The following is a 26,009-nucleotide window of genomic DNA, read 5'->3' as shown; positions in this document are numbered from 1 at the left end:
TCCCGGGCTGTAAATATGGTTTAATGGAGAGAGGGCAAAATAGAGATAAAGTTGCACAAGTTAGGAGAGCTAGTATGACTCAAGAGGAGAAAAAAACGGAATTACGCTGGTATGGTACACCGCTACGAGTCCGTTATCAGGAAACAGACCAGATGGGGGTCGTGTATCATGCAAATTATTTGAACTGGTTTGAGATTGGGCGTACCGATATGATCCGTCAGGCAGGCTTTAACTATCGGAGCATGGAGGAGCGGGGAGTTTTGCTTCCAGTTCTTGAAATCAATGCGAAATATGGGAGCCCTGCCAGGTATGATGATATGATAATTGTTTATGCAGCCATTACGGACTTCTCCAGGCTGCGTCTGAATTATACCTATGAGGTTCGGCGTGTCACGGCTGATGAGTTTCAAAACAATGTCGGCAAGGTGTGGACACAGGCAGACACGTTGCCTGGAGAGCTGCTCGTTACTGGGACGACACGCCACGCATGGATAAATACCGAATGGAAGCCCGTTCGGCTGGATCAGGCGCTGCCTGAGCTGTATGCTGCGTTAAGCTTTGCCTTTACAGGCGGGGAGGGAAAGAAATCATGATGATGCGCAAGCGCCTGTGGCTGTTGCTGCTGCTCATTCCTTTGGCAGAGTTGTACGGGTTCATATGGGTAAGTCACTGGATTGGAGCGGGTAAAACGATTCTGCTCATCATTTTGACGACCCTGATTGGTGCAGCCATGATGCAATTTGAAGGTCGCAAGGTGATTGCCGATGCGAAACATGAAATGAACCGGGGGCAAGTACCCGGCCGTAAAATGCTGGATGGGTTATGTGTTTTTTTCGGCGGAAGTTTACTGCTTATCCCCGGGTTTTTAACCGATATTATTGGTTTTACGCTGGTATTTCCTTTAACACGTGCGCTGTACCGACGCTTTTTATTGAAGTGGCTGGAGAAAAAAATGAAAAACGGCAGTATTACGTTCCGCCGGTTTTGACGTAAGTGACTATTATTCCTACTTGCTTAACGCACTCTTCCGGCAAGAATATAGTTGCGCAAGTCCTGAATGACATTCGCGCGATTCAGGGCATCGACGATTATGAGTGATACAGGACCGATAATCAGCCCCAAAACGCCAAACAGCTTGAGCCCGATGAACATGCCGATGAGGGTGGGAAGCGGGTTCAAACCTACGCTGCTGGCTAACACCTTGGGCTCCACAATCTGCCGTCCAACCAACAGAATGATATAGAGGATCGATAATCCTACCCCTAATGCCAAATTACCTGACATATAGGCATACAGTATCCACGGAATCATTACTATGCCTACCCCCAAATAAGGTAGCAAATCCACCAGTCCGATCATCAAGCCGATGGTAAAGGCGGATTCCACACGTAATATGAATAGTCCAACAATGACTGTTAATGCTGTAATGGAGATTATAATAAACTGTGCCCGCAAATAGCCGAACAGTGCCTTGCGCAGATCGTGCCATATACCCGATAATGGCTTGCGAATCGTATCTGGAATCGTATTGGAGAGTATCCGGCTATATTGGTTCCAGTCCTTGCTGATAAAAAAGGCGGCTAATACAACCACCATGAGCACCGCGCCCATATTAGGCAGAGAGGTCAGCAAATTCAAAACGCCATTAAAAAATTGAGCGACCAGCGTAGTGACGGCCGAACTGACCGTTTGTGTTGTTTTGTCAATATTGCTGTTAATCGTATGCTGGTAATCCGGATTATCGCGAATGAAATGGTTGATTTCGTTAATTACATTTTGAATCAGATCACTCTGAGTCCAGTCGATGAACAGGCTTTTAAAATGCTCAATATGCCCGTCAAACGTCATGGTCAGCTTAATAACCTCTCGAACCATTCGAGTTATTGCTGCAGACAGGACAATCGCGATTCCGCCTAAATATACAAACAATGAGACCGTGACAGCCATCCAACGCGGCATGCGGGCCTTTGTACGCAGAAAGCCAACCAGCGGGTTCATGGCATAGGCCACAAGCCAGGCCAGCAGAAAAGGATACACGAGCGGGAACAGCACGTATATGCCTAACAACAGAGCTACTATCACGATTGCGACCCACAGAGCACGAAATATGCGGTTCAGAATCAAACGGCTCAAGCTCACACGGCTCCTTTCTTTTACAATTGGTATTCCACAAAATAAGTGCTCTGTTATACATATGCTGGAAGGGGGGGAGACAAGACCTGTGTAAAAAAGTGCAAATGAATTTTTAAAAAATGTAAGGGGTTTCAAAAAATTCTTTATGACAGCGATAAAACATTTAAATGTGTCAGAATAGCCCTGAATGTTCACATAAACGACAAAATCTAGTATAGTAAAAGAAGGTTTAAATATTGACATATGGCGTTAACATTACTTAGCTATTTAAAGGGCATATCTTACTTTTGAAAAGGTTTACATTGCAAGTCCGTTCACAATGTTCTTACAAAGGAGAGATGTAACGATGACAGCGACTAAAGGTCTGGAAGGAATTGTAGCAACTACTTCCTCCATAAGCTCTATCGTAGATGGCGTTCTCACGTACCGGGGTTATAACATTGATGATTTGGCTGTTAACGCCAATTTTGAAGAGGTAGCTTATTTGCTGTGGTTTGGAAAACTTCCCGATCAAGCCCAATTGCAGGAGCTTCGCAACCAATTAAGCGAATATGCTGTTATTCCAGAGGAAATTGTTACTCAATTAAAGTTGTGCCCGAAGGATATGAGCACGATGGCCGCCTTGAGGTCAGCCGTATCTTCTCTCGCTTTGTATGATCCAGAGGCGGATGATATGTCGAGAGAGTCCAATGTGACCAAAGCCGTCAAGCTTCAGGCGCAATTGCCCACCATTGTGGCAGCCATAGCGCGTATACGCGAGGGCTTGGAGCCGATTGCGCCTAAAAAAGGTGTTTCCATCGCTGAAAACTTTTTGTATCAACTCACTGGCAAGGATCCGGAAGAGACGGCTATCAAAGCGTTCGATCAGGCCCTTGTGCTGCATGCCGATCATGAATTAAATGCTTCGACCTTTGCTGCGCGCGTAACGGTAGCTACCTTGTCGGATATTTATTCAGGAATTACGTCTGCCATTGGCGCTTTAAAAGGGCCGCTGCATGGCGGAGCGAATGAGGCTGTTGCCAAAACGCTGGAGGAAATTGGCGGTTTGGATCAGGTGGACTCGTATATCCAGGCCAAACTGGATAACCGCGAAAAAATCATGGGCTTTGGGCACCGTGTCTATAAAAACGGTGATCCGCGTGCCAAGCACTTGCATAAAATGTCCCGTGAACTGGGTCAAATGAACGGTGACACCACGCTGTTCGATATGTCGGTTCGCATTGAGGAAATTGTGACAGGGGAAAAGGGCTTGAAACCGAATGTGGATTTTTATTCTGCTTCCGTTTATACCCAGCTGGGTATCAAGAGAGACTTGTTTACGCCGATCTTTGCGGTGAGCCGTGTATCCGGGTGGACTGCGCACATTTTGGAGCAGTACGAAAATAACCGTCTGATCCGTCCACGTGCCGAGTACACAGGACCATTGGATCAAAAATATGTATCGCCAGAGCTGCGCTAATCGCATGTCGGAGGAATATTGAGGGTATGTACCCTTAATTTAAAAAATAAGGTACAATAAAGGGGACGGCGAGAGATGGACGTTTTTGTCTGTGATGACGATCACGTCTTTCGCCCTGTACCCATTCATATCTGAGGAGGAAAAGGAACTTATGGTGAAATTTGAAAAGTTTGAGCTCCCAACTGAAGGCGAAAAGATTACGATTGATAACGGTCAGCTGCAGGTTCCAAACCATCCGATTATTCCGTTTATCGAAGGTGATGGCACAGGACGCGACATTTGGAAAGCATCCAAGCGCGTACTGGATGCAGCTGTAGATAAAGCATATAACGGCACCAAAAAGATTGCCTGGTATGAAGTATTTGCTGGTGAGAAAGCTTTCAATTCATACGGCGAGTGGCTGCCTAACGATACATTGGAAGCCATCCGTGAGTATATTGTAGCTATTAAAGGCCCGCTGACGACACCTATTGGCGGTGGCATTCGTTCCTTGAACGTGGCATTGCGCCAAGAACTGGATCTGTACGTATGTCTGCGTCCTGTTCGTTACTTCAACGGCGTACCTTCTCCGGTAAAACGGCCTGAGTTGGTAGACATGGTTATTTTCCGTGAGAACACAGAAGATATCTACGCAGGTATCGAGTATGCCGAAGGCTCTGAAGATGTGAAAAAGGTCATTCAGTTCCTTCAGCAAGAGCTGGGTGTGAATAAAATCCGTTTCCCTGAAACCTCGGGTATCGGGATTAAACCGGTTTCCTCCGAAGGCTCCAAGCGTCTGGTACGTGCAGCTATTCAATATGCTGTGGATCACGGACGCAAGAGCGTAACGCTCGTACACAAAGGCAACATTATGAAATTTACCGAAGGTGCTTTCAAAAACTGGGGCTATGAAGTAGCTGAGCAAGAGTTTGCAGATAAAGTATTTACTTGGGCTCAATATGATCAAATTAAGGAAAAAGACGGTGAAGATGCAGCCAATGCAGCTCAAAAAGCCGCTGAAGATGCAGGCAAAATCATCATCAAGGATGCGATTGCTGACATTGCACTGCAACAAGTGCTGACACGTCCGTCCGAATTTGATGTGATCGCTACGCTGAATCTGAACGGGGACTATTTGTCCGATGCCTTGGCTGCCCAAGTCGGTGGAATCGGTATTGCTCCAGGCGCGAACATTAACTATGTAACTGGGCATGCCATCTTTGAAGCTACACATGGCACGGCGCCAAAATATGCAGACAAGGATGTTGTGAACCCTGGTTCTGTGATTTTGTCCGGCGTCATGCTGCTTGAGCACTTGGGCTGGAAGGAAGCAGCTGACCTGATCTATAAAGGGCTGGAAAAGTCCATCAATGATAAGATCGTAACTTATGACTTTGCCCGTCTGATGGATGGTGCTACACAAGTAAAATGTTCCGAATTTGCAGATACTATTATTAGTAACCTGTAGGAAGGGGAATGCCACGTGACCATTCAACGAAAAAAAATATCTATTGTTGGCGCCGGTTTTACCGGTGCCACTACCGCATTGATGTTGGCTCAAAAGGAACTGGGCGATATCGTGCTAATCGATATTCCGCAACTTGAGAATCCGACCAAGGGCAAGGCGCTTGATATTTTAGAGGCCGGTCCGGTACAGGGTTTTGACAGCCTGGTCACAGGTACTTCCAATTATGAGGATGCAGCCAATTCAGACATTGTTATCATTACAGCCGGAATTGCACGCAAGCCGGGCATGAGTCGTGACGATTTGGTCAATACCAACGCAGGAATCGTAAAATCTGTGTGCGAAAACGTAAAAAAGTATGCACCGGAATCAATCGTTATCATTCTGAGTAATCCGGTTGATGCGATGACTTATACGGCATACCAGACGCTTGGTTTCCCGAAAAATCGGGTCATCGGCCAATCGGGTGTGCTGGATACAGCGCGGTATTGTACCTTTATCGCACAGGAGTTGAACGTATCCGTTGAAGACGTGCGCGGCTTTGTTATGGGCGGTCACGGTGATGATATGGTGCCACTGGTACGCTATTCCAGTGTCGGAGGTATCCCTATTGAAGCTTTGATTTCGCCGGAGCGTATTGAAGCAATCGTACAACGGACACGTGTCGGCGGTGGTGAGATTGTGAACCTGCTGGGTAACGGTAGTGCATACTATGCCCCGGCAGCCTCGCTTACACAGATGACAGAAGCGATTGTAAAAGACAAAAAACGCATTATCCCGGTCATCGCCTATCTGGAGGGAGAGTACGGTTATCAGGACTTGTTCCTCGGTGTACCGACCCTTCTGGGCGGCAATGGGATCGAAAAGGTGTTCGAGCTGGAATTGAACGCTGAAGAAAAAGCAGCACTGGATCAATCCGCCGAATCAGTACGCAATGTAGTTAAAGTAGTCAACGTCTAATACGGTTATCTGGTAAGATTGTATGGATTTGTATGGATTTGTGAAAAAGGTGCTCCAAGGTCATAGTCATGGCTGTGGGGCACTTTTTTTGATTTTAAAAGTTACCTGTCGTGCCACTCCGCAGGCAGATGGTGCTTCCCATCGCCACCACCCCGCTTGTACAGCACCATTCCGCCTGCTCCGTTGTTATGTTCATTTTTCAAGTTCGTCTTATTTAGTAGTATTCTTTGCTTTTTAGCTTACTGAAATTTCAGATTGGGTTTGCTGGCACCAGCGATGGTAGCAACGTTCCGTTCGCGGAGCCTCCCCAGCCCCCCATCTGAAACTTACCCGCTTCTCTTTGTCCCTTTTGCCCTATATAATAGATTTGAGTTTCATATTTTCATACCGTTTAACACTTAAAGACTAAATGGATAAATGAACAAGAAAACGGAGGTAATGAGGAATGTTTTTTCTACACATGATTGGAACATTGGCACTGGGCTTTTATCTGGTGCTGCCCTTTTTAGTGGGTAAGATCGGAAGCTTGTCTCCCGCAGCGCAGGAAGGTATGGTGTCGGCTGTTCAGCTCTTGAACCGTATCGCCCAATTTGCGCTCATCATACTGCTGGTTAGTGGTATATTTTTGATCATTGGCGGCCCATATTCTGTGGCATGGATCATCATCGTGTTTGTACTGTTTTTGGCCATTTCCGCCATTGGTGGCATTATGGGCAAGCCATTACGTTTGGCGCTGGAAGCACTCCGCAATAATCAGCCGATTAACGGCTATATTGGCAAAATGCGTACATTCAGTACATTGCTCGCAGTATTCCTGATCCTGATCACATTTTTAATGGTGTACAGTCACATTATTTAAAGGTATAAGTGAACGGATTTTACGAAGTCCTGAATTACAGCCAAAAGGCCTGCGCTTTTTTAGCACAGGCCTTTTTGTTATTTCAAGCTGCATCGCCGAGTTTTACTAATCCCGGTCACATCATGCAGTTGCTTTGGCAAAAATAATAAAAAACAACATGAGTTCAGCTACGATGAGGTGAGGAGAGACCACAATAACGAGATTGAAGATGAACAAGATACATAACAGACCCAATAATAAAAGCATTTTCTTGAAGCTTGGCTTGAGATGATGAAACCGATACTGATGAAATACAAGCATGACGGATAAGAAGTAAATCAAAACAGAGGCAAAAGTAAAACAAACGATAAACAAGTATGCCAACTGCTCCAGAAATAAGAGCTGTATGGAAGCCGCAATCATGCTGAGTGAGAAATAAATGAACAAATGTCCGTAGATAATCGTTTGTCCCGCTGTTTGCTTTGTCTTATCGATACGTTTTTCTACATTTTCGAAGTATTGCCACCAAATCGCAATGACTAATATAAAGGTCAAAGCCGCGAAACCAATGGATGAAGGTGTGAATTTATCGGATTTTAACACAGACAGCATGCTGACGACCGATTCACCCAGTAAAATCAAGGTAAACAAGGCAAAGCGCTCTAATAAATGTGCGGTATGGATGGGCGTTTTCACCAGGTTTTTACGGCCTATTAATGGAACAAGGATGTCAATCGCAATACCTGCATATAAAATGACATATCGAAGCGGTGAATCAAAAAAGATAGAGCAGCATGAGATGATGATTCCAAGCCAGAAGTAGGTTCCAAAGAAGCGTGCAGTCTCCTGCCGATGATGCTTTTCTCTTTGAGCTGATACCAAATATTGAATGGCAGTTAAGCCCCTTAGCCCGATATATCCAATCAGAAATGGTGCATAATTAGCGTCGAAATCTGCATCCAGACTGGCTGTCATAATCAGAACAAAAAATAGTTCCAGGATCATGAAGATCCGATGTGTTGTCGTGTCTTGACCATAACGGTTGTTATAAACACTCTGTCCCACCCAGGCCCACCAAATGGGAATGAAAATAAGAACGAACTTGGCCAAATGTTCTATCGCAATACTACCGTGCTCCACGTGCAATAAAACATGAGTGGCTTTGGAAACAGCGGCCACAAAGAGCAAGTCATAAAAAAGCTCCAGCCAGGTCACTTTTTTTTCCAGCATTTTGTTCAATAAACCCCCTCATGCAATTTTCTCTGAATCTCTTGTTTGCTATCCGTATACACGGTGCCATCCATAGTCTAGCAGACCAAAAGTAGTTGGGATACCCCTTATTTTTTAACGATTCCATATTATAACCATCTTTTTTCGTTTAATCCGAAAGCTGATGGGTAAAGCAGGAGTAGAGTGGAGGCAAATGTTGCATCCTATGGGATATCTGATTCTGAAAGGAGAATTTATAATGACAAAAAGCAACCAAACCCAGCAAACCCTGCCCCCACAGCATCAAGAACAGCAACCGGGAATCGAGTCGAAAATGTCGCCTGCACCTCAATTTGAAAAGCCGACTTACAAAGCGGCTGGCAAATTGACAGGCAAGGTTGCGATGATTACTGGTGGAGACAGCGGAATTGGGCGGGCTGTAGCCGTGACGTATGCCAAAGAGGGTGCTGACGTAGCCATCGTCTACCTGAATGAGCATAAGGATGCGGAAGAAACGAAGCGTCAGGTAGAACAGGAGGGACGCAAATGCGTGCTGATCCCTGGTGATATCGGAGATGACCAATTTGCCAAAAAGGCGGTTCAACAGGCGGTTAACGAGCTGGGCAAGCTTGACATCGTCGTGAACAATGCGGCAGAGCAGCATCCGCAGCAAAAGCTGGAGGATATCACCAAAGAACAGTTGGAACGTACTTTCCGAACGAATATTTTCGGTATGTTCTTCTTGACGCAAGCGGCATTGCCACATTTGAAGAAAGGGAGCGCCATCGTCAACACAACGTCGATTACTGCGTATGCCGGGAATAAAACGCTCATCGATTATTCATCCACCAAAGGAGCGATTACTACATTCACTCGCTCCCTTTCACTCAATCTGGTGGAACAGGGCATTCGGGTGAATGCTGTAGCACCCGGTCCGATCTGGACACCACTGATCCCGTCCACGTTCGACGCCAAAACCGTCAGCGAGTTTGGTGGAGCACAACCGATGAAGCGTCCAGGTCAGCCGGAAGAACTGGCACCAGCCTATGTGTACCTTGCTTCAGATGACTCTTCTTATGTAAGCGGGCAGGTTATTCATATCAACGGCGGTGAAATCATTAACGGATAAGCAAACGGTCGGGGCAGTTTATGCCCTGACCTTTTTCTTTTTTAGCAGTGGAACAAAAAGCAGGCAGCCTGTAGAATGGGACTTAACTTATATAAAGGATGGGCATATGTTATGAAATCGTTTCGTTTCAGGCTTACCCTGATCATGCTGATTTTGATTGGTGTATCTGTCCTTGCTGCGGGAATTACCATGGGACAAATTTTTAAAAATTCAAACATGAAAGTACTTGAGGAGAACATGGGCCGGGAGATCGACCTGCTGCGCGCTACATTTCCTTTTGTCAATGCAGACGCTCTTTCAAGCACAGATTATGTGTCTTATTATTCCGAAAAGGCGAAGGAAATTGCCCGTCTGACGGAATCGCGGGTGACCTTCATTCGCAAGGACGGGACGGTGGTTGGCGATTCGTTAAGCGATCCGCGCAAGATGGAAAACCACGCATCTCGCGAAGAAATTCAGCAAGCCTCGACAGAAGGAATTGGACGCACGATACGCTACAGCGAAACCTTGAAGCGAAACATGCTATACGTTGCAGAGCCTGTTGTATCGGACAAGGGCTTTGACGGATATATCCGTTTGTCGATGAACTTGCAAGCGGTAGAGGAGGGGGTACAACGCGGCTGGACGGCCATTGGAATTGGGCTCGTGCTGCTGTTTGTCGCTGCCGGGCTGGTCAGCTATCGTATCGCCCGCAGCCTGACCTCACCTATTGAACATATTACGGGTGTTGCCAATCGTATTTCCGGACTGGATTATGACGCCAGGGTGGGCGTACAGCGTAGGGATGAGGTGGGGCAACTGGGTGAAGCCATTAATCGCATGGCAGACAGTCTCCAAAACCAAATGAAAACAATCCGTGATAACGAGGATTTACTCCAGAGTGTCATGAGCAATATGACCGGCGGGATTCTGATGATTGATGCCAGTGAGCACATTGCGCTTGTAAACCGTGAATCTGAGCGGATGCTTGGTGTCTTGGGTAAACGGGTGACAGATAAACCGTATCATGAGCTAAAGAAGCATTACGAGCTGACCAAGCTAATCGAGGGCAGCATACAAAGCCGTGAACGACTGCATGGTGAGGTGCATTTGTACAATCCTGAGGAACGACTGATTTTGCTGGATGGTGTACCTATGTACGAGGATGACGGTGGATACCGCGGGATGCTGTTTCTCTTGCAGGATATTACGGCGATTCGTCGCTTGGAAAATATGCGGAGCGAATTTGTGGCGAATGTTTCTCATGAGCTAAAAACACCGATTGCTGCGGTCAAGGGCTTTGCCGAAACGCTGCTTAGCGGCGGGGTTAAGGATGAGGAGACAGCCCGTTCATTTTTACAAATTATTTATGATGAAAGTGAACGGCTGAATCGGCTGATCGGCGACATTCTGGTCCTGTCCAAAATCGAGTCCAAGCGTTCCCCGCTGGATTGCTCTCCAGTGCACGTATCGTCGTTCGTTGAATCATTGCTGGAGAAACTGAACAATGTAGCTGCTAAAAAACGAATTACACTGCATATGGACGTTCCGGATGAACTGTTTATGGAGGCAGATGAAGATAAGCTCCAGCAGATTTTTCTGAATCTTTTGTCTAATGGCATCAATTATACACTGGACGGCGGCAAGGTGAAGGTCAAGGTTGTGACAGTGCAGCGCGAGAACGACACGGAAAAAGTAGTATTTACGGTCAGCGATACAGGCATCGGGATTCCGAAAAAGGATTTGCCACGTATCTTTGAGCGCTTTTACCGGGTAGATAAAGGACGCTCGCGCAACTCGGGCGGAACGGGTCTGGGATTGTCCATTGTCAAGCATCTGGTTGACCTGCATCATGGAACACTTTCGGTGGAAAGTGAGCTAGGCATGGGGACCACATTTACGATTGAATTGCCATTATTGCAACAGGAAGAATGAACTATAATCGTTTTTACATTCTGTTAACAATGTCGTGATAAAATAAACGAGTGTCGCATGAGTATGGAAAAGATTTTGGAATTTTGACCAATGCGCCTTTAACAGGTAAACAGGAGATGAAGTTATTTTATGGGACAACGCTTGCTGGTTATTGAGGATGAACCAACGCTTGCCAGACTGCTATCCTACAATTTGATACAGGAAGGTTTCGAAGTGGATACGGAGGATCATGGCAGTGCAGGGTTTGAAAAAGCCTCCAGAGAGTCCTATGATTTGATTCTGCTGGATTTGATGCTGCCCGGCATGAATGGACTGGATATCCTGAGCAGACTACGCCATCAGGGGCTGACGACGCCAATCATTATTTTAACTGCCAAAAACGGTGAAGCCGAGGTTGTTCAGGGTCTGAAGTCGGGTGCGGATGATTACATCACCAAGCCTTTCGGCGTTTCTGAGCTGCTGGCCCGTGTAACCGCTGTGCTGCGAAGAACATCCGGCGGGGATGAAGGTGTGCTATCCGATCAGAAGGACGGCTCCAAAATTCAGCTAGGCGAGCTGGAGATTTACCCAGAAAAATATGAAGTCATTCTTGGAGGCCAGTCTATCAGCTTAAGACCCAAGGAATTCGAGGTGCTTCTCTATTTGTCCCGTAAGCCAGGTGTGGTGCTCACTCGGGATGATCTGATGAACGCGGTGTGGGGCTTTGACTACATTGGCGGTCAACGGACGGTGGATGTACATGTCAGCTCATTACGCAAAAAGTTGGAGCTCGATCCCGACTCTGTTCATATTGATTCGATCCGCGGAGTAGGGTATAAACTGGTTGTAAATAAAAAAAGAAGCGCTTCTCATTTACTATAAATGAGGAGCGTTTTCTTTGTGTCCAATTTGTGATTTTACACTCCGTTAACAAACATAGACGTTACAATCAATAAATGACCGATATGATGTTCCCGTCACTCCAAGTAGTTAAAAAAAGGGGACTTCAGAACGATGATAACGGAACCAAAGACCCAGTCGAGTTCCACTGCCGTGATTGAACGTGATACATACAAGCCAATTACTACTTACGTGCCATGCCGGGAGGTTCCGATTATTGGTACGGATATGTCTTGCAAAGAACTGCTAGCCCTGATGAAGACGCAGGAAGAAATTCCTTGTGTCATCGTCGTTGATAAAAATGAACTTCCTTTGGGTATTATTATGAGGGATGCCTATAATCGCCATTTTACAGGCAGGTTTGCTGCGGCCCTCTTTTATGACAAGCCTGCGGCGATATTTGCGGACCCCAACACACTCATTGTAGATCTGAAAAGCCCGGCATCGGACATTGTAGAACTGGCGATGCTGCGCGAGGATCAACGTTTTTACGATTGCTTGCTTCTTAAAGAAGGTACACAGCTACTCGGTGTGCTCACGATTCGTGATATCCTGTCTGTCTTCAGCGCATGCAAAAAGAAGCAGATGAACACCGAGGTAATGTGGTTCAGCATAGCTATGACGGTGTCCACCGTATTCAGACGACGGTGCAGGATGCCGCCAAAGAAGCCGATGACAGTATGCGGCTCACTCGCTCGATGAGTGAATTATCCCGCCGTGGCAAAGTAGAGCTGGAGGATGTTCTGATCTCCTATCGTGCAGTGACTGAGCAAATGCAGCGCCAGCATGAGCAGATGACGGCGCTAACTCAATCGCTGAATGACATTGCAGGCATGGCCTCGTCGATTCGCGCACTGGCAGATCACAGCGGACTGCTGGCGATCAATGCATCCATTGAGGCTGCACATGCTGGCGAACACGGACGTGGCTTCCAGATCGTGTCGCAGGAGGTGCGGAATATGTCATTGCAGACGAAGGTCTTTTCCGAACAGATCACCAGCTTGCTAGCGGACATTGAACAAATGCTGCGTGATACCGTGGAACTGACAGATACAAGCCTGCAGCAGATTCATACGGGCTCTCAATATATATCAGCCGGAACCCAAACCTTTGCCAAGCTATTGCAGGCAGTTACGGAAATTGAGGCTAAAAACAGCCAAATGTCCCGTTCCGCAGAGGAAGCGGCCTTGAACGCAGCCGGTATTGCGCAGGAGCTTGAGTTGATGCTGAATCCCTGATCATTTTACATACCGTTAACAAATCAATCACACTGATTTTACACACAGCTTATATAATCTTCATATTGTGCAAATCAGGTGCAATGCTTGAGGACCATAACTGCAACACGAAGGAGATCATAAATCAATGAATGATTCCGTAATCCGGATTGATAAGCTGAATTTGTATTATGAGAAATTTCATGCGCTTAAAAATATAAACCTCGATATTCCTGAAAAAACGGTAACAGCCTTCATCGGTCCATCCGGCTGTGGCAAATCAACTTTACTTCGTACGCTAAACCGGATGAATGATATGATACCGGGAACGCGTATTGAAGGCACCGTGAGTATCGCAGGTCAGGATATATATGGCGATACGATGGAGGTAGAAAACCTGCGCAAGCAGGTAGGGATGGTTTTTCAACAGCCTAACCCGTTTCCCAAATCCATTTATGATAACGTGGCCTACGGACCACGTCTGCATGGAATCCGGCAAAAGGAAAAGCTGGACGAACTGGTCGAGCAAAGTTTGCGGCAGGCTGCACTTTGGGAAGAAGTCAAGGATTTTCTGAAGCGTTCAGCCCTGAGCTTGTCCGGTGGACAACAGCAGCGACTGTGTATTGCCAGAGCGCTTGCAGTACAGCCGGATATTTTGCTTATGGATGAGGCGACATCTGCGCTGGACCCGATCTCCACGATCAAGATTGAAGAGCTGGTTCAAGAACTGCGGGACAGATATACCATCGTCATGGTGACGCATAACATGCATCAGGCGGCGCGTGTGTCCGGTCGAACTGCGTTCTTTTTGAATGGTGTCGTGGTGGAGGCGGCGGATACAGAGGCGATGTTTTCCACGCCACAGGATTCCCGCACAGAAGATTATATTTCCGGGCGATTTGGCTAAAGCCAACCAGATGATTATGCCAGAAGGGGTGACTTCGAAATGATACGTAGAAAAGGTTTTGATGAGGGATTAGCTGAGCTGAGAGCCGTACTGCGCGAAATGGGTGCACATGTTTCGAAGGCGCTTGATCAGGCTATTGAATGCTTGCAGACCAAAAATACAGAATTGGCTCAGCAGGTGGTCAAAAATGATGCATCCCTGAACGCGCTGGAAGAGAGCATTCTCGATATGGGTTCCAAGCTCATCATTACCCAGCAGCCGGTAGCCAAGGATTTACGCCGGATTATTGTTGCTTTTAAAATTTCAAGTGATTTGGAACGGATGGGCGATTTGGCACTTGATATTGCCAAGGTCACTCTGCGCCTGGAAGGGCAGCAGATGATAAAGCCGCTGGTGGATATTCCGCACATGGCTTCCATTGTTAAAGAAATGATTGACGATGCTATACAATCGTATTTGGATGAAAATACGGATCTGGCCTATAAAATGGCCAAAGAAGATGACCGTGTGGATTCCATGTACAGCAACATGATCAGCGATTTGTATGCTTTTATGGTGGAAAAACCGGCAGAGGCTTCACAAGCCATGCTGCAACTGCTCGTAGGGCGATATATTGAGCGGATTGGTGACCATGCTACGAATATCGGTGAAAGCACTGTATATCTCGTGACAGGGGAACGACCAGATTTGAACCAGTAAAGCTATCGGGTATATAGCGGTTGTTTCTGACCCAGACTTGTCTTTGAGCAAAGGCGAATTTGGTTAGGAAACAGCCGTTTTTTTTCTGAAAAAGGGGGCTTGTATGTTAAGATAGAAGAGGAATGCGTAAAACGTATGAACGTTTCAAATGTATTGATGAACTTGCGAGGTGCAAAATGGATAAACTCATGCTTATAGATGGCAACAGTATTATATACCGGGCGTTTTTTGCAATGCCGCCGTTAACGAATTCGAGCGGACAGCAGACGAACGCGGTGTACGGATTTACAACGATGTTATTGCGGCTCCTGGAGGAGCACAAACCGACACATATCCTGGTTGCCTTTGATGCCGGGAAAATAACTTTTCGCCATAAAGGATACGAGGATTACAAGGGCGGACGGGAAAAAACACCGCCGGAGCTGTCCCAGCAATTTCCACTGCTCAAAGAGCTGTTGACTGCCTTCGGCATTGCCCAGTTCGAACTGGATGGCTATGAAGCAGACGATATTATTGGCACACTGTCCAAAACAGCGGACGAAGCGGGTGTCCATGTGCTCGTCGTGACCGGGGATAAGGATATGCTCCAGTTGGCTTCGGAGCATGTTACTGTCGGCTTGACCCGCAAAGGGGTTACCGAGGTGGAGACGTACGGACCTGAACAGATTCAGGAACGCTACGGCTTGAAGCCGCTGCAAATTATCGACCTTAAGGGCCTGATGGGCGATACGTCAGACAATATTCCTGGAATTCCGGGTGTAGGGGAAAAAACAGCGCTCAAGCTGCTGCACCAATATGGATCGGTCGAAGAGGTGCTGGCGCATACGGACGAGCTGAAAGGCAAAATGAAGGAGCGCGTTGAAACGCATGCAGACGATGCGCGAATGAGCAAGGAATTAGCGACCATTTATCGAGATGTAACGCTGGACAAGCAACTGGAAGATGTCGTCTTCAGCGGGCTAAAGACAGAAACGGCCGGACCTGCGCTGGCGAAGCTGGAGTTCAAGTCCTTGCTGGAACGCTTATCCCTTTCGGGCGAGGTTGGCAGTGCGGGGGTAGACGTAGAGGAAGCTGTGGCTGACGTGACCGTGCTGGATGAACAGCGGATGAGCGAATTGATAGAAGTACTGGATCATGTGGATCTGCTGCATGTTGAGACGCATGGTGACAATCCGCATAGTGCTGAAATCGTAGGGCTGATATTTGCCGCAGCGGGACGGCAGTTTTTTATGACACTGGACGTACTGCAAAATGATGCAGCAGCGCCTGTACGTGAATGGCTTGCTGACGCTGAACGCAAAAAACGCGGTCATGATCTGCATCGTACGGATTTGGCCCTGCACTGGCACGGAATTGAGTTTGCCGGAGCCGAATTTGATGTGCAGCTGGCCGGATACTTGCTGGACCCGACCGATGCGAACCAGACGCTCAGCGGATTGGCAGCCAAATACGGTCTGTCCTCCATTCGTCCAGATGAAGAAGTGTTCGGTAAAGGCGCTAAATATAAAGTTCCTGAAGTGGATGTACTGTCCGATCATGTAGCACGAAAGGCGGCGGTGATCGAAGCGCTGGTACCCGTGCAGCAGGCGGAGCTGGAAAAAACGGAAATGCACAAGCTGTTCCATGAGCTGGAGATGCCGCTGTCCCGCATTTTGGCGGATATGGAAAAGCAGGGGGTTATGGTGAACGTAGAGGAACTGCGCGCTTTGGGTAAAGAATTTGAAGCCCAGATTGCAACGCTAGTGGGTGAGATTTATAGCATTGCCGGTGTAGAGTTCAACCTGAATTCGCCCAAGCAGTTGGGTGAGATTTTGTTTGATAAGCTTGGCTTGCCTGTCATTAAAAAGACAAAAACCGGTTACTCGACCGATGCGGAGGTGCTGGAAAAGCTGGCCCCTTACCATGATATTGTGCAAAACATTTTGCAGTACCGCACCATTGCGAAGCTCCAGTCGACGTATGTCGAAGGATTGTTGAAAGAAATTTCGGAGAAAACGGGTAAAGTGCATACGTATTTCCGGCAGACGGTTGCAGCAACTGGACGCTTGAGCAGTCAATTTCCAAATTTGCAAAACATTCCGATTCGTCTCGAAGAAGGACGCAAACTTCGCAAAGTATTTGTGCCGTCGGAGCCGGGCTGGTCTATTTTGGCAGCAGACTACTCACAGATCGAGCTGCGGGTACTCGCTGATATTTCGGATGATGAGCGTTTGAAGGAAGCCTTTGTCCACGATATGGACATCCATACCAAGACTGCATCCGATGTGTTCGGTGTTCCGGCGGAAGATGTGGACTCGAATATGCGGCGTTCTGCCAAGGCGGTCAACTTTGGGATTGTTTACGGGATCAGCGACTACGGCCTGTCGCAAAACCTGAATATTACGCGCAAGGAAGCGGCTCGCTTTATTGACCAGTATTTTGACGTGTTCCAGGGCGTTCGCCGTTATATGGATGATATTGTAAGGGATGCGAAGCGGGACGGTTACGTAAAAACGCTGCTGGAACGCAGACGCTATTTGCCGGAAATCAACGCCAGCAATTTCAACCTGCGTTCATTCGCGGAGCGTACAGCGATGAATACGCCGATTCAGGGTACAGCCGCCGATATTATCAAGCTCGCGATGGTGCAGATGGACGCAGCGCTTCGAGAACGCGGTCTTCGCAGCCGTATGCTGCTTCAAGTGCATGATGAGCTTGTGTTTGAGGTTCCGCCTGAGGAAATAGAGACGATGAAAGAGCTTGTCCCGGCTACAATGGAGGCTGCATTGAAGCTGTCTGTGCCACTTAAAGCAGAAGTAAGCTACGGTTTCAATTGGTATGAAGCGAAGTAAGATTTTTCAATGAGTAGATAGTCCCATTTTGACGCTACTTCCGCTATAATATAGGGTGAGGTGAAGACATCATGCCGGAACTACCGGAAGTAGAAACCATTAAACGAACACTTAACGAGCTTATCGTTGACAAACATATAGATCATGTGACCGTAAATTTGCCGCGCATCATTCAACGGCCCGATGATATCCATGCTTTTGCGATGGAATTGGCCGGCCACCGGATTACGGGCGTAGAGAGACGCGGGAAGTTTCTGCGGATTTTGCTGGACGGGCTGGTGCTGGTCTCCCATCTTAGAATGGAAGGGCGCTATGGGCTTTATTCACAGGATGATCCTGTGGAAAAGCATACCCATGTCATCTTTCATTTTAAAGATGGTACGGAGCTGCGTTATCAGGATGTGCGCCAGTTTGGTACGATGCACTTATTTCCAGCAGGACAGGATTTGCTGGAAAAGCCGCTGAACAAGCTCGGCTTGGAGCCGATGGACGAGTCCTTTACACCGGAAATGCTGCGTGACGCTGTCGGAACTCGTTCGACTTCGATCAAGGCCGCGCTGTTAAATCAGTCATATGTTGTAGGTATCGGGAATATTTATGTAGATGAATCGTTGTTTAAGGCGGGCATTCATCCGGCACAGCCGGCAAAAAGCCTGACTGATAGTCAATTTCATGTTCTGCATGAAGCTATTGTCTCCACACTGGGCGCGTCGATTCAGGTTGGAGGCTCATCCATCAAATCGTTCGTTAACGGACAGGGTAAAACGGGCGGCTTTCAGCATCAGCTGCAAATTTACGGACGTAATGCAAAGCCGTGTGTAAACTGTGGTACATTGATCGAAAAATCTGTCGTGGCCGGACGTGGCACGCATCATTGCCCGGTCTGCCAGCCTCTGCATTAAGCAGGTATAGTCACACCAAGCCCATCCTTCTCATATATTGTTCCAAGTACCAATACTGCGAAGGGCTTCGGCTGTTGTAAGGCCCTTCCTTCGCATGGGAGGGAATTGGAGTGCCTAATCATTGGGGGGCCCTGCTGTTACTGGCATTTGCACTAAGTTTGGACAGTTTTGGAGTCGGTGTTACATATGGTCTGCGCAAGATGAAAATTCCACTGTTGTCGATTGCCATCATTTCTGTATGTTCAGGTCTGGTGATTGGCCTATCGATGCAGCTCGGCGCATTACTATCCCGTGTCCTGTCTCCTGTATATACGACTGTTCTCGGTGCTGTTATTCTGATCTGTATTGGCTGCTATTCTTTGATTCAAGCCCTGCATCGCAAAGAGGATTTGACGGACGATCCTGTGAGCGGATCTGTTCTGGACCAGAATAAAAATGTAGAGGGTACGGAAACAGCCGAAGCTCCTTCGGAAACTTTAGAGATACAGCAGGAACGAACCGTATTTTCGCTGGAGTTCCGCAAATGGGGCCTTGTTATTCGTATTCTTCGAAGTCCGTCTGCGGCAGATACGGACCGTTCCGGCAGTATATCTGCCATGGAAGCGGTTTGGCTAGGCATCGCCTTATCGGTCGATGCGTTTGGAGCAGGGTTAGGGGCAGCCATGCTGGGTTTCCAACCCCTATCTACAGCGATGGCTATTACATTATTCAGCGGGACGTTTTTGATCGTAGGGATGAAGGCAGGCTTCTTCCTGTCGGCATTCCGATTTATGAAGGCGCTGGGTGTGTTACCCGCATTATTACTGATTATGATGGGCATATTGAAGCTGTTATGAGGTGAAAGAGCATGAATATCGGATTAACCGGGGGGATTGCTACCGGAAAAAGCACCGTGTCGGCTCTTTTGGTCGCCAAGGGTGCGCTGCTGATCGACGCAGATGCCATTGCCCGGGAAGTCATGCTTCCGGGGCATCCGGTGCTGGCGGCGGTCATACAGCATTTTGGACAAGCTGTGATGAACAGCGACGGAACTCTGCATCGCAAAAAACTGGGCGAGATTGTATTTGCAGACCCTGCCCAGCGACAGGCGCTTAATGATATTACTCATCCTGCGATACGTGAGGAGATGCGTTTGCGTATGGTAGCTTACGAACGGGAGCAGCCGGACAAGCTTGTGTTGGCGGATATCCCGTTATTGTATGAGTCCGGGCTGGAGAGCTTGTACAAGGAAATTATGGTTGTGTATGTACCGCGTGAAGTTCAGCTCCAGCGTCTGATGCTTAGAGATGGACTGACAGAGGAACAAGCCGGACTTCGATTGTCTGCGCAAATGGATATCGAACAAAAAAGAAGCATGGCCGATATCGTCATTGATAACAGTGGAACACTGGCTGAAACAGAACGGCAAATTGAGCTATTTTGGCAGCGAAAGGGACTTGCATGAACATACTGCGTAAAAAAAGAGTCCTGCTCGCTTTGTTTGTCGGTTTTGTTTTGATTCTGTTTTTCAGTTCCAATTGGATGTCGTGGTTTTATCCGATTCAGTATAAGGATGAAATTCGGCAGTATTCGCAGACGTATCAAGTAGACCCTTTCTTGGTGGCGTCTATTATCCGTGTCGAAACGAATTTCAAAACCAGTAAGCAGTCAAACAAAGGCGCATTGGGGCTTATGCAGATTATGCCTGATACCGCCAATTGGATTATGGACAGTGCTCAGGTTCAGAAGGTGCCGCTTGACAATGTAAAGCATGAGCCGGGGACCAACATTGAACTGGGAACCTGGTATTTGCATAATCTGTCTACTAAATTTCAAGATAATCCGGTAGCGGTCGTAGCTGCTTACAATGCAGGACCAGGAAAAGTTCAAGAGTGGCTGAACAAGGGAGTGTGGGATGGAAAGGAAGAGTCCATTAAACAAATTCCCTTTGGTGAGACACGGCATTATGTGCAGCGAGTCATTTACTATTACAGGCAATATACAAAAATTTATAATGAGTTTTGAGTGACAAGTGAATGACAATATGGGCCTTTTGCCTTTAAAATGAAAAAAGCGCAGGACAGGCTGTACTTCACAGCCTATCCGTACACTTTTTGGTAACATCTACATTGATACCGAGATTATTGGTATTGACCTGCCAATTGTTGTTCGGCGATCGTTACGAGGCGTTTTGTGATATAGCCCCCGAGCGAACCGTTCTCATAGGAAGTCATGTTACCTTGGTATCCATCTTGAGGAATGCTGATACCCAGCTCTTGAGCGATTTCATATTTCATTTGCTCCAGAGCGCCGGAGGCTTTGTTGACTACCAGGTTGTTGGAGTTGCCAGAGTTTCCTTGTGCCATTGTTGTTCACCTCCTCGCGACGTGGTAAACATATTATGATCTGTTTCGACAAAATTATTACTGTAAAGTAACGGGAATTTACTGGAAAAAGGAAGTGATGATATTATGAAATGTCCGTATTGTGCTTACAATGGGACGAAGGTGTTGGATTCGCGGCCTGCGAATGATAACAAGTCCATTCGCCGCCGTCGTGAATGTGAGCAGTGTGCCAGGCGTTTTACCACCTTTGAAATGGTGGAGGAGACCCCTTTGATGGTTATCAAGAAGGATGGAAGCCGTGAAGAGTTCAGTCGTGATAAAATGCTGCGCGGTCTTATCCGTGCCTGTGAGAAGCGTCCTGTATCGGTCGAGCAACTGGATTTAATCGTGTCCCAGGTGGAAAATGCCATCCGCAACACGGCTGCCACCGAGGTGGACAGCCAGCAGATCGGTGAGCTGGTCATGGAACAGCTCTACCCTGTGGATGAAGTCGCTTACGTACGCTTTGCGTCCGTCTATCGACAGTTCAAAGACATTAACATGTTTATGAAGGAACTGAAAACACTGTTATCCAAAGATACAGCCAGCGACTGATCGCTGCCTGTATCTTGGGTAATGGTGGGAGATGATTATAATTTTTTTATAAAAGTATTGACAAAGGGTACAATATTTTATATGATATAGAAGTCGCTTGAAACGTTTTTAATTACAAAAAATGGGGCCTTAGCTCAGCTGGGAGAGCGCATCGCTGGCAGCGATGAGGTCAGGGGTTCGATCCCCCTAGGCTCCACCAATATTTTGATTATGGACTCTTAGCTCAGTTGGTAGAGCAGTTGACTCTTAATCAATTGGTCCAGGGTTCGAGTCCCTGAGAGTCCATCCTTTAGAAAAACGGCAGAAATGCCGTTTTTTTTGACATTATAGAATTTATAAATTTTCGGGGTGGGAGCAGGACTACCACTCTGTTTTTGTTTTTGGTAAGGTAGAGGACAAGGTCAATTCCATTTTAAAAATAATTATTTTAATATTGCTAATGCACCAACGGGTGGGAGGACAGGCCATGAACAAAGAAGAACTGGTCATAATGAGGTTCAGGGACTTATTCAACAAGATGGTTTGGCTTAATAAGTCTAAGATGGAAGACAGTCTTAAGGGTTATAAGTCTTCTGAAGTACATTGCATCGAATACATTGAAAGAAATGTGGATTCCAACGTGACAAAACTTGCGGAGTCCCTTTATATGACTAGCGGTGCCATAAGTAAAATAACTAAGAAGCTCATAAAAAAAGGCATTATCGAAAGCTATCAGAAGCCGGATAACAAGAAAGAAATCTATTTTAGGCTTACTGAACAAGGGAAAGTAATTTATAAAATCCATGAGGAATTGCACAAAGAGTTTCAAGAGCGGGATAAAGCCGTATTTGAGCAGGTAACCGAGGAACAATTTGACAGTATGCTTAGCTTCATGGAAAAGTATAGTAGGCATTTGGATGCGGAAATAAAGAAACAGGGTATAGATATGAAGTCGGAATAAATTTGAATAATGAAAATCAAACCACAGGCAGCCGGGCTCTATTGAGAACAGGCTGCATTTTTATTGCTATTATTTTGTTGCCAAGGAAGCAAAATAATGATACGATAATTTTGCTTCCGAGGAAGCTAAATTATAACTTTTGAGGAGAGAATTTAAGTGTTCAAATTTAGATCATACAATGAACAGAACACAAAACAAGCCGTAGATAAAAAGGCTTTAATATTCGGTCTTATGTCTGTGTTTCTTTGCGGAATAGGCTTCAGTATCATAACACCTGTCGTCCCATTCTTGGTGCAGCCTTATATAAGCAATCCGGGAGATCAAGCTATAGTTGTCACGCTGCTGACCTCTGTTTATGCAGTCTGCGTGTTTTTTGCGGCCCCCGGACTTGGAGCTTTGAGCGACAGATATGGCCGTCGTCCATTACTCTTAGTATGCCTTTTGGGTTCCGCAATCGGGTACTTCGTTTTTGCCATGGGAGGAGCTCTATGGGTACTATTTGCCGGGCGCATAATAGAAGGTATAGCAGGCGGGAGCATAAGCACTCTCTTCGCATATTTTGCAGACATCACTCCTGGAGAACAGCGCACCAAATACTTTGGGTGGGTGAGTGCGGTTGCAGGTGTAGGCTCCGCCATTGGCCCAGCTCTAGGCGGGTTGATTGCCAAGTTTGGTTATTCTGCACCAATGTATTTTGGTGCAATAATAACTTTATTAAATGTTGTTTATGGATACTTTTTTATGCCTGAGAGTCTTGAAAAGAACAATAGACTGAAAGAGATTACTCTAGTGAGGTTGAATCCATTCATACAGCTTGTAAACATACTCTCCATAAAAAACTTAAAAAGGCTACTTTTCTCAGCGTTCTTACTTTGGATACCCAACGGATCTCTACAGGCAGTTTTTTCACAATTTACAATAGATACGTTCAATTGGGCGCCTGCACTAATCGGACTTATGTTTTCAATTATGGGCGTCCAAGACATCATTTCACAAGGTTTCATCATGCCAAAGCTTTTGAAAAAACTTAGTGATGCACAGATAGCAATTCTTGGAATGGTTTCGGAGATTATAGGTTACAGTCTTATTGCGCTATCTGCTTTGTTCTCATTCTATCCTCTTATTATCGCTGGAATGTTTATATTTGGTTTTGGTGATTCGATCTTCGGGCCTTCATTCAATGGGATGCTTTCCAAGTCTGTCGATTCTAGTGAACAAGGAAGGATTCAAGGAGGTAGCCAATCTATTCAGGCTTTAGCAAGAATAATTGGGCCTATCATTGGAGGTCAAATCTATGTATCACTTGGTCATGCCGCACCCGCTTTTATGGGTATGATCCTTATAGCAGCGGCAATGCTCTTATTGCAGAATGCATTTCGTAAATGAAGAGTGGTTCAATGAAAAGATGTGAAAAACAATATTTTAGTGAATTGCGTCATAGGGCATCTATCGTATTCTAGTGTAATTTAGATAAATAAGAAAGATAAACAAATTCATCCTAAAATACTGCAAAAGACAAAATTGTTTTTAAAGTCTGGAGTGTTGAAAAGTGATTAGAAAAGCGAGTATTATGCATGTTTTTCCTGATTATTATGAGGAGTACAAGCGCCGCCATGACAAACTTTGGCCGGAAATGGCTGAAGTGCTAAAAAGGCACGGTGCGCACAACTATTCCATATTTCTTGATGAAGAAACGGGGAGCTTATTTGCTTTCTTGGAAATTGAAGATGAAGAAAAATGGGAACAAATTGCTCAAACCGATATTTGCCAAAAATGGTGGGCCTATATGGAGCCTTTAATGGAGACAAACCCTGATAACAGTCCTGTGTCAAGAAATTTAAAGGAAGTATTTTATTTGGAATAACAAATATGAAGAAGATATGGTTTTATTTTGCGAATATTTATATACATTCAAAGCTAAACGTAAAGCTTTTCTTAACGATTACATTGATTATGATGACAACGCTAGTATTTGTATTAGGGGGGCTTCAATATGCTTTTTCCCTCTATGATGAGCAAATCTATGCAAAATCCGCACAAGTGCTGATGATGTCGTCCAACAACGTAGAAGAGAAGCTTGAAAGAGTAGAAGAAGTCAGTTATAACATAGCAGTCGACCCGTATATTCAAAAAATTTTATTAGATCTTCAAGGAAATGTAAAAGGCTATGATTTCTATCGTCTTGAACAGAAAATTGGAGATGAATTGGAAAAATATATAGATCCGGCAAATTACGTTCATTCCATTTATCTGTACGATTCAGCAGGAAGGGAGTTTTTGGCCGGGGATAGCAGCAAACCAATAAAGAATAAAGATAAGGAGCTTGCACTTAGTCAGGCGGATAAGTATGAGGGTAAAAACCATTGGATGGAGCTGGAAGGGAGCAATGGGGATTTAATTTCTGTTCGCCTTATCCAGTCTTATGGGAACTTAAACTTTGAAACCATCGGCAAACTGCTTATTCGTGTTCATTTAGACAAGATTGTAAGCGGTTTACCAAAGCCTCACGGAGATATAGCAGGAAATATTGTGATTACAAAAGAGGATGAGATTTTTTATTCGGAAAAAGGAATAGATAATTTAAAAGAATATCATTTCAATGCAAAAGATGATCAGGGCTATAGTATCGAATACATTCATGGGGAAAGAAGCTTTGTCAGCCATATTACAACTGATTTTAAGGACTGGACATACTGGAGCATCATTCCATTTGACATGATGTTTTCCAAGATTACTGCTGCAAAATATACCTTGGTGCTGGTTTTTATGTTAATGTTCGTTTTTCTTATTTCCCTTGGTTTTAAATTTTTAAGAAAGTTTACAAATCCCATTCAAGAATTAGCATCTACCATGCAGGAAGTCCAAAAGGGGAACTTTCACGCCGTAAATCAATTAAATCCCTCTATGATTCATGAAGACGAGATAGGGATACTGTATCGGAATTTTATAACCATGATCCAAAGAATTGATGAGTTGATCCAGGAGAACTTTTCCAAGCAGCTGCTGATTAAGGAAACTGAATTTAAAGCATTGCAGGCTCAGATCAACCCGCACTTTCTATACAATACACTGGAGTCCGTTAATTGGTTGGCTAAAACAAATAAACAGAAGCAAATTTCAAGCATGGTGGAAGCCCTGGGTCATCTCATGAGATACTCCACCAATTTTAACCGGGATATTATTACACTTGAAGAGGAACTTGACATTTTGAATAGTTATTTAACCATCCAAAAATACCGGTTTGACGACCGGATTGATGTTCAAATAGACTTCCCCTGCCATGTTGCAAAATATAAGATTCCAAAATTAATATTGCAGCCCCTTCTGGAGAATTCGTTCAAGCATGCAGTTGAGCCTTCCGTCTATTTGTCAGTTATTAAATTGCATGTTTATCAGGAAGAGGACAAGCTATTTATTCGGATTGAAGATAACGGGCCTGGCATAGATCCCCTAATCCTTCAAAAAGTAAAAGAAGGAAAAGTAAATCCTAATGGTACTGGAATAGGATTGAACAATATCGATGATCGGATCAAGCTTTATGCTGGCGAACAGTATGGTTTAAGAATTGAAAATCTTTCGGGAAAAGGGACCGCAATTACGGTAGTTTTACCTGTTCAAACGGGGTGATAG

General features: G+C 45.8%; 26 protein-coding genes and 2 tRNA genes. 25 read left to right on the top strand and 3 right to left on the bottom strand.

The genetic code is table 11. The annotated features are described in order from the left end of the window. Nucleotides 1-74 precede the first annotated feature (74 nt). Both B4V02_RS17020 and B4V02_RS17015 read left to right on the top strand, forming a co-directional pair. Nucleotides 75-593 (top strand): acyl-CoA thioesterase, encoded by a 519-nt coding sequence (locus tag B4V02_RS17020; RefSeq protein ID WP_094155695.1) that lies wholly within the window; start codon nt 75-77, stop codon nt 591-593. Beyond that, a complete protein-coding gene (locus B4V02_RS17015; RefSeq protein WP_010349074.1) occupies nt 590-988 on the top strand; it encodes an FxsA family protein in 399 nt (132 codons plus the stop codon). Before B4V02_RS17020 ends, B4V02_RS17015 begins: the two co-directional genes overlap by 4 nt. A 26-nt stretch (nt 989-1,014) precedes the next feature. Here B4V02_RS17015 and ytvI read toward each other — a convergent pair whose 3' ends face one another. Further along, complete coding sequence (gene ytvI, locus B4V02_RS17010) at nt 1,015-2,133, bottom strand: sporulation integral membrane protein YtvI (RefSeq protein ID WP_094155694.1); 1,119 nt, start codon at nt 2,131-2,133, stop codon at nt 1,015-1,017. A 346-nt stretch (nt 2,134-2,479) separates the two neighbouring features. Here ytvI and citZ point away from each other — a divergent pair, with 346 nt between their 5' ends. The 4 genes from citZ (at nt 2,480) to B4V02_RS16990 (ending at nt 6,855) form a co-directional block, all read left to right on the top strand. Beyond that, on the top strand, nt 2,480-3,592 hold the full coding sequence (gene citZ / locus B4V02_RS17005; protein ID WP_094155693.1) for a citrate synthase: 1,113 nt from the start codon (nt 2,480-2,482) through the stop codon (nt 3,590-3,592). Nucleotides 3,593-3,743: 151 nt separating this feature from the next. Further along, complete coding sequence (icd, locus tag B4V02_RS17000) at nt 3,744-5,039, top strand: NADP-dependent isocitrate dehydrogenase (RefSeq protein WP_094155692.1); 1,296 nt, start codon at nt 3,744-3,746, stop codon at nt 5,037-5,039. Nucleotides 5,040-5,054: 15 nt separating this feature from the next. After that, nucleotides 5,055-5,996, top strand: coding sequence for a malate dehydrogenase (gene mdh, locus B4V02_RS16995; RefSeq protein WP_094155691.1), 942 nt, complete (start codon nt 5,055-5,057; stop codon nt 5,994-5,996). 445 nt (nt 5,997-6,441) lie between these two features. Then, nucleotides 6,442-6,855 carry a hypothetical protein gene (locus B4V02_RS16990; RefSeq protein ID WP_094155690.1) on the top strand — a complete coding sequence of 138 codons (414 nt, stop codon included), beginning with the start codon at nt 6,442-6,444 and terminating at the stop codon, nt 6,853-6,855. Between the two features lie 120 nt (nt 6,856-6,975). On the opposite strand, the gene B4V02_RS16985 is transcribed toward B4V02_RS16990, so the two are convergent. Beyond that, complete coding sequence (locus B4V02_RS16985; protein ID WP_094155689.1) at nt 6,976-8,064, bottom strand: low temperature requirement protein A; 1,089 nt, start codon at nt 8,062-8,064, stop codon at nt 6,976-6,978. Nucleotides 8,065-8,302: 238 nt separating this feature from the next. On the opposite strand from B4V02_RS16985, the gene B4V02_RS16980 reads away from it, so the two are divergent. From B4V02_RS16980 to B4V02_RS16930, 12 genes are all read left to right on the top strand, one after another. Beyond that, a complete protein-coding gene (locus B4V02_RS16980) occupies nt 8,303-9,172 on the top strand; it encodes an SDR family oxidoreductase (RefSeq protein WP_094157026.1) in 870 nt (289 codons plus the stop codon). Nucleotides 9,173-9,283: 111 nt separating this feature from the next. Next, entirely contained in the window at nt 9,284-11,086 is a 1,803-nt protein-coding gene (pnpS, locus tag B4V02_RS16975; RefSeq protein ID WP_094155688.1) for a two-component system histidine kinase PnpS, read from the top strand. A gap of 129 nt (nt 11,087-11,215) precedes the next feature. Further along, nucleotides 11,216-11,947: a response regulator transcription factor gene (locus B4V02_RS16970; RefSeq protein WP_010349065.1), complete on the top strand. Its 732-nt coding sequence runs from the start codon at nt 11,216-11,218 to the stop codon at nt 11,945-11,947. A 132-nt stretch (nt 11,948-12,079) separates the two neighbouring features. Then, nucleotides 12,080-12,667 carry a CBS domain-containing protein gene (locus B4V02_RS26735; protein ID WP_244188351.1) on the top strand — a complete coding sequence of 196 codons (588 nt, stop codon included), beginning with the start codon at nt 12,080-12,082 and terminating at the stop codon, nt 12,665-12,667. Further along, nucleotides 12,568-13,203 (top strand): methyl-accepting chemotaxis protein, encoded by a 636-nt coding sequence (locus B4V02_RS26730; protein ID WP_244188350.1) that lies wholly within the window; start codon nt 12,568-12,570, stop codon nt 13,201-13,203. The genes B4V02_RS26735 and B4V02_RS26730 overlap by 100 nt, the downstream gene beginning before the upstream one ends. Nucleotides 13,204-13,330: 127 nt before the next feature. After that, nucleotides 13,331-14,089: a phosphate ABC transporter ATP-binding protein PstB gene (gene pstB / locus B4V02_RS16960; protein WP_007429703.1), complete on the top strand. Its 759-nt coding sequence runs from the start codon at nt 13,331-13,333 to the stop codon at nt 14,087-14,089. A gap of 39 nt (nt 14,090-14,128) precedes the next feature. Then, entirely contained in the window at nt 14,129-14,788 is a 660-nt protein-coding gene (gene phoU / locus B4V02_RS16955) for a phosphate signaling complex protein PhoU (RefSeq protein ID WP_094155687.1), read from the top strand. A 176-nt stretch (nt 14,789-14,964) separates the two neighbouring features. Then, nucleotides 14,965-17,619, top strand: a complete 2,655-nt coding sequence (gene polA, locus B4V02_RS16950) for a DNA polymerase I (protein ID WP_094157025.1) — start codon at nt 14,965-14,967, stop codon at nt 17,617-17,619. 71 nt (nt 17,620-17,690) lie between these two features. Beyond that, nucleotides 17,691-18,521, top strand: a complete 831-nt coding sequence (gene mutM / locus B4V02_RS16945; RefSeq protein ID WP_094155686.1) for a DNA-formamidopyrimidine glycosylase — start codon at nt 17,691-17,693, stop codon at nt 18,519-18,521. Between the two features lie 110 nt (nt 18,522-18,631). Further along, nucleotides 18,632-19,357 (top strand): MntP/YtaF family protein, encoded by a 726-nt coding sequence (locus tag B4V02_RS16940; RefSeq protein WP_007429707.1) that lies wholly within the window; start codon nt 18,632-18,634, stop codon nt 19,355-19,357. Nucleotides 19,358-19,368: 11 nt separating this feature from the next. After that, nucleotides 19,369-19,965, top strand: a complete 597-nt coding sequence (gene coaE / locus B4V02_RS16935) for a dephospho-CoA kinase (RefSeq protein WP_094155685.1) — start codon at nt 19,369-19,371, stop codon at nt 19,963-19,965. Then, nucleotides 19,962-20,525 (top strand): lytic transglycosylase domain-containing protein, encoded by a 564-nt coding sequence (locus B4V02_RS16930; RefSeq protein WP_007429709.1) that lies wholly within the window; start codon nt 19,962-19,964, stop codon nt 20,523-20,525. The genes coaE and B4V02_RS16930 overlap by 4 nt, the downstream gene beginning before the upstream one ends. Before the next feature lie 116 nt (nt 20,526-20,641). Here B4V02_RS16930 and B4V02_RS16925 read toward each other — a convergent pair whose 3' ends face one another. After that, nucleotides 20,642-20,866 (bottom strand): alpha/beta-type small acid-soluble spore protein, encoded by a 225-nt coding sequence (locus B4V02_RS16925; protein ID WP_007429710.1) that lies wholly within the window; start codon nt 20,864-20,866, stop codon nt 20,642-20,644. Nucleotides 20,867-20,971: 105 nt separating this feature from the next. On the opposite strand from B4V02_RS16925, the gene nrdR reads away from it, so the two are divergent. From nrdR to B4V02_RS16890, 7 genes are all read left to right on the top strand, one after another. Beyond that, nucleotides 20,972-21,439 carry a transcriptional regulator NrdR gene (gene nrdR, locus B4V02_RS16920; RefSeq protein ID WP_007429711.1) on the top strand — a complete coding sequence of 156 codons (468 nt, stop codon included), beginning with the start codon at nt 20,972-20,974 and terminating at the stop codon, nt 21,437-21,439. Nucleotides 21,440-21,562: 123 nt separating this feature from the next. After that, nucleotides 21,563-21,638, top strand: a tRNA-Ala gene (locus B4V02_RS16915). A gap of 13 nt (nt 21,639-21,651) precedes the next feature. After that, a tRNA-Lys gene (locus B4V02_RS16910) sits at nt 21,652-21,724 on the top strand. 181 nt (nt 21,725-21,905) lie between these two features. After that, the gene (locus B4V02_RS16905; RefSeq protein ID WP_094155684.1) at nt 21,906-22,379 is read left to right on the top strand and encodes a MarR family transcriptional regulator; all 474 of its coding nucleotides are present in this window, start codon (nt 21,906-21,908) and stop codon (nt 22,377-22,379) included. 156 nt (nt 22,380-22,535) lie between these two features. Further along, nucleotides 22,536-23,765, top strand: coding sequence for an MFS transporter (locus B4V02_RS16900; protein WP_094155683.1), 1,230 nt, complete (start codon nt 22,536-22,538; stop codon nt 23,763-23,765). 163 nt (nt 23,766-23,928) lie between these two features. Then, nucleotides 23,929-24,243 carry an L-rhamnose mutarotase gene (gene rhaM / locus B4V02_RS16895; RefSeq protein ID WP_007429712.1) on the top strand — a complete coding sequence of 105 codons (315 nt, stop codon included), beginning with the start codon at nt 23,929-23,931 and terminating at the stop codon, nt 24,241-24,243. A gap of 5 nt (nt 24,244-24,248) precedes the next feature. Then, nucleotides 24,249-26,006: a cache domain-containing sensor histidine kinase gene (locus B4V02_RS16890; RefSeq protein ID WP_094155682.1), complete on the top strand. Its 1,758-nt coding sequence runs from the start codon at nt 24,249-24,251 to the stop codon at nt 26,004-26,006. Nucleotides 26,007-26,009 lie beyond the last annotated feature (3 nt).

The organism is Paenibacillus kribbensis, assembly GCF_002240415.1.
Classification (GTDB): domain Bacteria; phylum Bacillota; class Bacilli; order Paenibacillales; family Paenibacillaceae; genus Paenibacillus; species Paenibacillus kribbensis.
Note: the sequence above shows the minus strand (reverse complement) of the source record. Positions and strands in the feature narration are given on the sequence as shown.